The 9,410-nt window shown below is 71.8% G+C and carries 10 protein-coding genes; 7 read left to right on the forward strand and 3 right to left on the reverse strand.

The features are described 5' to 3' along the window. Positions 1-182: 182 nt before the first annotated feature. Genes HYV93_00005 through HYV93_00020 form a run of 4 tightly spaced genes read left to right on the forward strand, consistent with a single transcriptional unit; the run spans position 183 to position 4,880 of the window. A complete protein-coding gene (locus HYV93_00005; GenBank protein ID MBI2524349.1) occupies positions 183-1,103 on the forward strand; it encodes a chromosome partitioning protein ParB in 921 nt (306 codons plus the stop codon). Between the two features lie 12 nt (positions 1,104-1,115). Continuing rightward, a complete protein-coding gene (locus tag HYV93_00010) occupies positions 1,116-2,144 on the forward strand; it encodes a 4a-hydroxytetrahydrobiopterin dehydratase (GenBank protein ID MBI2524350.1) in 1,029 nt (342 codons plus the stop codon). A 37-nt stretch (positions 2,145-2,181) separates the two neighbouring features. Continuing rightward, entirely contained in the window at positions 2,182-3,543 is a 1,362-nt protein-coding gene (locus HYV93_00015) for an insulinase family protein (GenBank protein ID MBI2524351.1), read from the forward strand. After that, positions 3,540-4,880, forward strand: a complete 1,341-nt coding sequence (locus HYV93_00020; GenBank protein MBI2524352.1) for an insulinase family protein — start codon at positions 3,540-3,542, stop codon at positions 4,878-4,880. Before HYV93_00015 ends, HYV93_00020 begins: the two co-directional genes overlap by 4 nt. A gap of 162 nt (positions 4,881-5,042) precedes the next feature. On the opposite strand, the gene HYV93_00025 is transcribed toward HYV93_00020, so the two are convergent. The 3 genes from HYV93_00025 to HYV93_00035 all read right to left on the reverse strand — a co-directional run bounded on the left by HYV93_00025 (position 5,043) and on the right by HYV93_00035 (position 7,629). Beyond that, on the reverse strand, positions 5,043-5,861 hold the full coding sequence (locus tag HYV93_00025) for a cytidylate kinase family protein (GenBank protein ID MBI2524353.1): 819 nt from the start codon (positions 5,859-5,861) through the stop codon (positions 5,043-5,045). A 125-nt stretch (positions 5,862-5,986) separates the two neighbouring features. Continuing rightward, entirely contained in the window at positions 5,987-6,691 is a 705-nt protein-coding gene (locus tag HYV93_00030) for an HAD family hydrolase (GenBank protein MBI2524354.1), read from the reverse strand. Next, on the reverse strand, positions 6,688-7,629 hold the full coding sequence (locus tag HYV93_00035) for a PD-(D/E)XK nuclease family protein (GenBank protein ID MBI2524355.1): 942 nt from the start codon (positions 7,627-7,629) through the stop codon (positions 6,688-6,690). The genes HYV93_00030 and HYV93_00035 overlap by 4 nt, the downstream gene beginning before the upstream one ends. Before the next feature lie 172 nt (positions 7,630-7,801). Between HYV93_00035 and HYV93_00040 the strand changes: the two genes are divergently transcribed. The 3 genes from HYV93_00040 to HYV93_00050 form a co-directional block, all read left to right on the forward strand. After that, positions 7,802-7,993, forward strand: coding sequence for a 4-oxalocrotonate tautomerase family protein (locus tag HYV93_00040; protein MBI2524356.1), 192 nt, complete (start codon positions 7,802-7,804; stop codon positions 7,991-7,993). Next, positions 7,990-8,877 carry an SMP-30/gluconolactonase/LRE family protein gene (locus HYV93_00045; GenBank protein MBI2524357.1) on the forward strand — a complete coding sequence of 296 codons (888 nt, stop codon included), beginning with the start codon at positions 7,990-7,992 and terminating at the stop codon, positions 8,875-8,877. The genes HYV93_00040 and HYV93_00045 overlap by 4 nt, the downstream gene beginning before the upstream one ends. 234 nt (positions 8,878-9,111) lie before the next feature. Next, a partial coding sequence (locus HYV93_00050) for an ABC transporter substrate-binding protein (protein MBI2524358.1) occupies positions 9,112-9,410 on the forward strand: 299 nt, incomplete at its 3' end.

A 9,410-nucleotide genomic window follows, 5' to 3' on the forward strand; every position in this document is an offset into this window, starting at 1 on the left:
CGTCACGCGATGCGCCCGGTCGGAACGGGCCACGAGATGGAGGTCTCCTGCTCCGGCCACACGCAGAAGCCACGGTTCCGGGGAGCGCGCCCCCTCCCCCGCCCCGGGCCTGTTGACGAACATCCGGACCGCGACACGCGGGCCTGGGCCGCTCCTCGCCGGGCTCCGGCGCCTGAGGCATAATGGGTCTCGTCATGCCCCGGTGGGTCGTCCATCCCGACGAAGCCCCCTCGAAGCAGGCGCAGGCCCTCGCCGAGCAGGTGGAGAAGGACGGCGGCCGGGCGCTGGCCCTCTATCGCGACCCGGTGGGCGAGCACTGGCAGATCTTCTGCCTGCTGCCCATGGCGAAGGTGGAGGCCACCCCCTACCAGCGCGACCTCTCCCCCACCCACGTCAAGCGGCTTCAGGCGGTCGTCAGGAAGCTCGACCGCTTCGTGGACCCCATCGTCGCCATGTCCCCGAGGCCCGGCGTGTACTGGACACCCAACGGCAACCACCGCCGGGCCGCGCTCGAGAAGCTCAAGGCGAAGATGATCCCCGCCATCCTCGTGCCCGAGGCCGAGGTGGCCTTCCAGATCCTCGCGCTGAACACCGAGAAGGCGCATAACCTCAAGGAGAAGTCGCTGGAGGTGGTCCGGATGTACCGGGGGCTCGTGGGCGCAGAGCCCAGGAGCGGGGAGGAGGAGTACGCCTTCCAGTTCGAGGCGGCTCACTTCATCACGCTGGGGCTGCTCTACGAGCAGAACAAGCGCTTCTCGGGCGGCGCCTTCGCCCCGATCCTCCGGCGCGTGGACAGGTTCCTCAAGGGGACGTTCCCGAAGACGCTGGCGGAGCGGGAAGAGCGCGCCGCGCGCGTCGCGGAGGCGGACGAGGCTCTCGCCGGGGTCGTGGCCCGGCTCAAGAAGCGCGGCATCAGCCACCCCTACGTGAAGAACTTCGTGCTCGCGCGCACCACCCCGCTCACCCGCCAGCGCAAGATGCTGCCGAGCTTCGACCAGACCTTCAAGAAGCTCAACGAGAACCTGGAGTCGTTCGACGTGAGCCGCGTCCGCTACGAAGACATCCAGCGTGCAGGCCTGATGGCTGCGCCCGCCCCATCCTGAGAACCGCCCGCCGTGGCTCGACCCGAGCGGCTCAGCCAGAGCGAGATCGCCCGGCGGCTCGCGACCCTCCCCGGGTGGACCGCCCTCGACCAAGGGCTCCACCGTGTCTTCACCTTCCGGGACTTCGTCGACGCCTTCGCCTTCATGACGGCGGCGGCCCACGAGGCCGAGGCCCTGGGTCATCACCCCGACTGGTCCAACGCCTACAACCGGGTGACGGTGGACCTCATCACCCACGAGGCCGGGGGGATCACGGCGAGCGACTTCGCGCTGGCGGCCCGGCTGGACGCCCTCGCCGCCGAGCCTGCGGCGCGCGCGGACCGCCTCGCACGGGCGTCCGTGTCCTTCGCCGGCCGCGTGGCGGTGGTGACGGGGGGCGCGGGGGCGCTCGGACAGTCGATCTGCAGGCGGCTCCTCGAGGCCGGAGCCACCGTCTGCGTCCCGCACCGCGGAGCCGAGGGGCTCGAAGCGCTGCGCCGCCGCCTCGGGGAGGCGGAGCGCGCCCGGCTGCACGCGGCCCCGGCCGACCTGAGCGACGAGACGCCGCTCGCAGCCTTCGTCGCCGGCGTCCTCGAGCGTCACCACCGAGTGGACATCCTCGTCAATGCGGTGGGAGGCTTCGCCGGGGGCGACCTCGCCTCGACCCCCCTCCCCGAGTGGGAGCACATGCTGCGGCTCAACCTCATCTCGGCGGTGGTGGGGTGCCGCGCGGTGCTCCCGCCCATGCTCGCGGCGGGCCACGGGCGGATCGTCAACATCGCCTCGCGCGCGGTCGTGCCGCCCGCGGGGGGCTTCATCGCCTACACGGTGGCCAAGGCCGCCGTCATCACGCTCACCCAGGCCCTGGCCGAGGAGGGAAAGGGACGCGGCATCGCGGTGAACGCGGTGCTCCCAGGCACCATGGACACCCCCGCCAACCGAGCTGCGATGCCGCGCGCGGATCGCTCGGCGTGGGTCTCGACTGACGCCGTCGCAGGGGTGGTGGCATACCTCGCCTCCGATGAGGCGGGGGCCATCTCCGGCGCCTGCATCCCCGTCTGAACGAGTCCCGCGCGAAGCCCCCTGTATAATGCGCGGCATGGCCCGGAGCTGGGGCATGGCCCTCGGGGGGATCGCGCTCATGGCGCTGGCCGCCGGCTGCGGCACGCTGACGCCCCGGGCGACGGTGATTCCCCGACCGGCCGGCAGCGAGGACGACCTCCCCTCCCCGACCCGCGAGGTCCTGCCCAACGGGCTCCGCCTCATCATCCAGGACCACCGCGCCGCCGACATCGTGGCCGTGTACCTCTGGGTCGGGGTCGGGGTCCGCTACGAGCGGCCCGACGAGCTGGGCTACTCCCACTTCCAGGAGCACATGCTCTTCAAGGGCACGGACAGGTGGGGTCCCGGGCACATCGACCGCGCGGTGGAGGGGGTCGGCGGCCGCTCCAACGCGGTCACCTCGTTCGACTACACGACCTTCTACATCGTCGTCCCCTCCGAGGCCATGGACACGGCCATCGAGCTGCTGGCCGACATGGCCTTCCGCTCCACCTTCGATCCCGAGGAGATCGCGCGCGAGCGCGAGGTGATCTTCGAGGAGGCCCGCATCGAGGCCGACAATCCCAGGACCGCCATTGTGCGCCAGCTCTACGGCCTCGTCTTCGACGGCCATCCCTACGGCCGCCCGGTGCTCGGAGCCCGCGAGACGATGACCGCCGCCACCCGCGAGCGCCTGAAGGAGTACAACCGCCGCTACTACACGCCGGAGAACATGTCGGTGGTGGTGGCGGGCCCCGTGGATCCCCGAGCGGTGCGCGCCTCGGTGGCACGGACCTTCGGCCGGGCGCCCGCCTCGGGCTACCGTCCGGCGCCCCTGCCGCCGCCGCGCCCCCTCGCGGGCGGCGTGCGGCGCCAGGTCGAGCGCCCGGAGCAGCAGGCCCACCTGGCGCTCGGGTGGACGGCGCCGCGGGCGGACGACACGGACGGCTTCGCGGTGGACCTGCTCGCCTCGATCCTGGCGGGCGCGGAGAGCTCGCGGCTCGCCCGCCGGCTCCGTGACGAGGAGCGGCTCGTCTCGAGCATCAGCATGAGCTACGCCGCGCTCATGGGTGGGGGCATCGTGAGCCTCAGGGCGGAGCTGGAGGCGAAGGACCTCTCGCGGGTCGAGGAGATCGTCCTGGAGGAGATCGGGAAGATGCAGGAGAGCGGGCCCACGGAGGAGGAGCGCGTGCGGGCGCTGACCCGAGCCGAGTCCGAGCACGCCTTCACGATCGAGACCTCCGAGGGGCTGGCCAATGCCTACGGGATCGCCGAGACCACCTGGGCCCTCGAGGAGGAGCTCCGCTACGTGGAGCGGCTCCGGCAGGTCACCCGGGAGCAGATCCGGGACGCGGCCCGCCGGTTCCTGTCCCGCACTGACTACGCGCGGCTGGCCTTCGTGCCGAGAAAGGCCCAGTGAGCGCGGCCCGTCCGCCCCTCCGCCCCCCCGGGCTCCGGGTCGCCACGATCCTGCTCGCCCTGCTGGCGCTCCTGGGGCCCGTGCCGGCGGCAGCGCAGGGGCAGGGGCCGGCCGTCGCGCGCGTGAGGCTCGCCAACGGGCTGACGGTGCTCGCGCGCGAGAACCCCACGGCGCCCGTGGTGGCCATCTCGCTCGGGGTGCGCATGGGCACGCGCTGGGAGACGCGGGAGAATGCCGGGATCTCCAACCTCCTCCAGCTCATGGTGGTGCGGGGTACGGCCAGGCTGGACGGCGGCCAGATCGTGGAGGCCGCCGACCGCATGGGCGGGAGCATCGACGCCTACGGGGACGTGGACTTCTCGGAGATCGCGGCCACGGCGCTGTCCCGCCACTGGGTCGAGATGCTCGAGCTGGTGGCCGACATCGCGCTCCGCCCGACGCTGCACGAGGGCACGACCCGGGCCGTGCGCGACTTCCTCCTGCGGCAGATCCGGAACCGCGGCGACAAGCCCTACGACGCGGGGCTGGACGCGCTGTCGGCGCGCCTCTTCGGCGACCACGGCTATGCCTGGAATCCGCTTGGCCTCAGGGAGAGCGTGGAGCGGCTGGACCAGGTGACGCTCCGGGCGCATTACCGCCTCCACTACGTGCCGGGGCAGATGGTGCTGGCCGTCAGCGGCCGCGTGAAGGCGCCAGAGGTCGCGGCGCACGCGGAGCGGCTCTTCGGCGGCGCGCAGGCGGCCCCGGCGCCCCCGCTCTCCCCGGCGGCCCTGCCGGTCCCGTCCGGCGCCAGGGAAGTCCTCGAGGTGGCGGGGGCGCAGGCGCAGATCCTGGCAGGTGGGCTCGCACCGGCGCTCACGGACCCCGACCATGCGGCCGTGAAGGTGCTCAGCACGGTGCTCGGCGGGGGGATGGCCGGGCGGTTCTTCTCGGAGCTACGCGACAAGCAGGGGCTGGCCTACACGACCGGGATCCTCTACCCCACGCGCGCGGACCGGAGCTACATCCTCGCGCAGATCGGGACGGCGCCGGAGAACCTGGAGAGGTCGGAGGCCGCGCTGCTGCGCGAGCTGCGGCGGATCCAGCAGGAGCCGGTGTCGGAGGAGGAGCTGCGCGTCGCCAAGGCGTACCTCCTGGGCAACCTGGCGATGGATCGCCGCACCAACGCGCGCCAGGCCTGGTACCTGGCCGCCTTCGAGACGGCAGGCGTGGGCCACGAGTTCCTCGACGGCTACGTGACGGCGGTGCGGCGGGTGACGCCGGTGGACGTTCAGCGCGTGGCCCGACGCTACCTGTCGACGCTGCGCACGGTGGTCGTTCGGCCCCCCGCCCGCTGACCCGCCCCGGCCTCCAGCAGGATGCGGAGAAATTCCGCAGGCCGCTCAAGAAGGTCCAGATGCAAGGCGGCACCCGACGGCCGCACGCGAGGCGTACTCTCTGTACGTTGAGCGTGCGGCCGAGGGCGCCAACGCCGCAGATGGGCCTTGTTCAGCGGCCTGCTAGAGGCGCGCCATGGCGGGCGCGGTCACGACCACCTCGTTCTGCACCCCCCTCGCGCCCGGGATCCCGGCCAGGGCCTCCTCGACCGTCTTCCGCTGCTGCTCCCGGTCCACACCTCCGCTCACGGTCAGCCAGCCGTCCCGGCACGTGATACCGAGGGCGAGACGCCGCGTCTCGGGATTCGTCATGAGCGTGGCGCGGGCGCGCGCGGCCAGACTCAGGTCGCCGACCTCGGCGAGCGACTCGGCCGTCGGACGGAACCGCTCGCTGACCAGCAGCTCCCGGACGAGGTGGCAGGCCTCCTCCCCGTCCACACGCTCGGTGTTGAGCGTCATGTCGTAGAGCAGCGGGTCCTCCCAGTCCACGTGGAAGAGGAACTTGAGGCGGGCCGCGCGCTCCCGGTCGCTCTGCCGCACGAGGTGCTCGGCGGCCTCTGCCGTCAGCCCCTGCCGCACCTCGATGCGGCGGGCCCGGAGCAGCTCGGGCGCGATGACCCGGACCTTCAGCGCGTGCCGGACCCGGCGCAGCACCAGGGACGAGCCGCGGCCCGAGATGACCAGGTTGTCGCGCGCCGCCATCTCCAGGATGATGGTCTCGACGAAGGTCTGGTACCGGTGATGCGTGTCGCTGAAGCGCTCCCAGAGGCTCGGCTTCTCCTCCGTGAAGTGCTCGAGGGTCATCACGCCCTCGCCGAACCGGCTGGCGGCCTCGAGGATGATCTCCCTGTCCGCGCATTGCCAGGACAGGGTCTGGGCGAGCTGACGACCGATCTCCTCGCCCAGGCTGCCGAGGGTCTGGGATATGGCCACGATGCTCATCGGGCACCTCCCGCCGGCCTCACCGCCGGCCCCCACTGCCCCCTGCACATGTCGGTTGACGGGATCCGCTGCCGGCATCGTCCCCCCCTGCCGGGGGAGACGCAAGGGCATCCTACCGCCGCGCGTCAGCCGGGCTGGAGCACCTCTCTGAAGGAACGCAGGACCCGGTCCGGGCGCACCGGGCTGCCGGCGGGGAGCCCGCGGCCGGTCCCGTCCACCCACGCCGCGCGGAGACCCAGACGCTGCGGGCCCGCCACGTCCCACTCGAGGTTGTCGCCGACCATCCAGCTGTCCCTGGCGGGCGCGCCCAGGGCGGCGAGGGCGTGGCGGTACACGGCCTCGTCCGGCTTGCCCGCGCCGAACTCTCCCTCGATGACGATGACACGGAAGAAGCGCGCCAGGTCGAAGCGCTCGATCTTCTCGCGCTGCTGCGAGGAATCACCGTTGGTGACCAGGGCGAGCGGTACCCCACGCTGCCGGAGCTGGGCCAGGGCCTCCAGCGCGCCCGGCAGGAGGCAGAGTGCCGCCCGTCGGCGAGCCGCGAAGTCCTCCGCGATCGCGGCGGCGAGCGGATGGGCGGGCAGCCCGAGGCTCTCCAGGGCGTGCGCGGCGATCTTCCGCCAGGCCCCCGGCATGTCCACCCGCTCCCGCCGGTGGCGCTCGGGGTCCCCCCAGAACCAGCGTCGCGTCGCCACCACGGCGGCCACCAGGGGCCCAGGGTCGATGCCCGCGGGTCCGGCGGCGCCGGTGCAGGCCTCCTCCCACGAGGCGGCGGCGCCCCCCGAGTAGTCGAGGATCGTGTCGTCGAGATCCGCCAGGAGCGCCCTCATGGCAGGGCCGGCTCGACGGCCGCGAAGGGCGGCAGCTCCGGACGGCACACCGCCCGGAAGTTGCACCAGCGGCAGAGCCGGAGATCCTCGGCCTTCTCGAAGTCCTCAGGCTCGGCCAGGTTGAGCGCAGGGTCCTTCAGATACGCCCTCATGGCCCGCACCGACAGCCGGATGTGCTCCCGCACGCGCTCGAGGATCGCCTCGTCGCAGGGGTGGGGCGTCACGCGCCCCTCACGCAGGTTGACCTCCAGGAGGTCCACGCGCTCGGGCGTCACCCCCAGGACCTCCAGCGCGTACAGCGCATAGCCGCCGAGCTGGAGCGCCACGTTGTTGCCGTTGCCACCCGTCTTCCAGTCCACGAGCTGGAGCCGCCCCGCCTCGTTCCAGTAGCCGAAGTCGGGCGCGGCGTAGACCAGCGTGCCCTCGAAGGGGAAGGAGCCGATGTCCTCGATGAGGATCCAGCGGTCGGTGGGGGCGCGCTTGATCTCGCCGAGGAGCGGCAGCCGGTGGAAATTGCGAAGGCACCGGACCACGTTGTCGCGGAGGGCTCTCCACTCGGCATCCTTGATCGGCACCGCGTACTCGTGCTCGAAGAGCCCTGTCCGCTTGGGGGTCTGCCGGTACACCCCGTCGCGCGAGCCCTTCCACTCCTCGCGCATCTGGCGCACCGTGTCCTCGATGAGCGAGGCCTCGGAGAGCGCGTAGCCGTCGCGGAGGGCCAAGAGCGCGCGCTCCACGGCCTCGTGGACGAGTCGCCCCGCCCACATCTGCCGCGTCCCGAGCTGCTTGAGGACGTAGAGAACGCGCGTCGCCGGGTCCCCGGTCTGGTCCCATCCGCCCCAGGCGCCGTAGTAGTGGAAGTAGTAGCGGCGACGGCACTCCTGGAAGATATTGTCCCGGGTGCGGGACCACGACAGCTCGTTGACGAGGTCGGCCACGGGCCCAGCATAGCAGGAGCGGGCCCCCGCGGGGGCGGCTCCGCCTCCTGACGCGGCGCGCTGTGCCCGGGCGGTTCCGGACCCTTGCGACGGGAGCCGCCCGCGTGCTAGTCTCGCGGGACTTTCGGTCCGGACAGCTCACTGCTCCGTCGGCACCTAGGGGGGAGGCGCGATGCCATTCGTGAACATCCGGATCTACGCGGGGCACGGCAAGGAGCGGAAGGATGAGATCGCGCGGCGGGTGACCGACGCCATCTCGGAGGTGGCCCAGGTGCCGCGCGAGGCCATCTGGGTGATCATCGAGGAGATCGACCCGCCGGACTGGTACGTCGCCGGGAGGCCCGGGGACCGGATGAGAAAGTGAGCCTGGAGGCCCGCGACCCCCGGCTCGCCGCCGTCGTTGGGTCGGAGGTCGCCTTCGACCGCATCGCGACCGGCTGCCTCTTCACCGAGGGCCCTCTCTGGCATCCGCGGGATCACTACCTCCTCTGGAGCGATATGCCGGGCGACCACCTGCGGCGCTGGTCGGCGCAGGACGGCGTGACCACGTTCCGCAAGCCGTGCAACATGTCCAACGGCCTGACGTGGGACCGCCAGGGGCGGCTCCTGGCCTGCGAGCACGCCTCGAGCCAGGTGTCCTGCACGGGGGCCGACGGGCGCATCGCGCCGCTGGCGACGCATTACCAGGGCAAGCAGCTCAACAGCCCCAACGACATCGTCTGCGCCGCCGATGGCGGCATCTACTTCAGCGACCCGCCGTACGGCCGGGCCGAGTACTACGGCGTCAAGCGCGAGCAGGAGCTACCCTTCCAGGGGGTCTACCGCGTGGGTGCCGACCCGCAGAGCCCGATCCTCCTGGTGGACGATCTCGCCCTGCCCAACGGGCTCTGCTTTTCGGTGGACGGCCGGCGCCTCTTCGTCAACGACACGGCCCGCCAGCACATCCGCGTCTTCGACGTGAAGGCCGACGGCAGGCTCTCGGGCGGGCGCATCTGGGCCGAGACCGTCGGCGATGGCCCGGGCGCCCCGGACGGGATGAAGATCGACTCGGTCGGGAACGTCTACTGCTGCGGGCCGGGAGGCATCCACGTGTTCACCCCGGAGGCCCGGTGCCTCGGCGTCATCCATGTGCCCGAGTACACGGCCAACATGGCCTGGGGCGATGCCGATTACCGGAGCCTGTACATCACGGCGTCCACCTCGGTCTACCGGCTGCGCGTCCTCGTCCCTGGCCTGCCGGTCTTCTGACGTGGCACCTCACGCGATCAAAGGAGGTTCAGGCATTACGATGCGCGTGCTGACGATGCTCCTGGCCGGGCGCCTGGCGCTGCCGCTGGCCGCCGAGGCCCAGAAGCCAGGTCCAAGGTCGGCTGCCCGATGATCCTGTCGGGCTCCAGTGCGCCGGACGGCGAGCGACCGCGTCCGGATGCGGCAGTCGGGCCGGCTGCCGTACCGAAACCCACAAAGCGGAGGAGACGATTTATGAAGCGATTGCTGATGCTCATGGCCGTCGGCGTGCTGATCGCCGGTGAGGCACCGGCGCAGGAGCCGATTCGCATCGGTGCGATGTATCCGCTGACAGGTGGCGGCGCGATCTACGGCGTGCCGGCGTTGGCCGGGCACCAGCTTGCGATCGAGGAGATCAACCGGCGCGGCGGCATCATGGGCCGGAAGGTCGAGTCGATCGAGCGCGACGACAAGATGAACCCCGCGGCGGCATCGGCGACGATGAAGGAGCTGATCACCAAGGACAAGGTGCACATCGTCCTCGGTGGCCTGAG

The organism is Candidatus Rokuibacteriota bacterium (assembly GCA_016188005.1).
GTDB lineage: Bacteria > Methylomirabilota > Methylomirabilia > Rokubacteriales > CSP1-6 > UBA12499.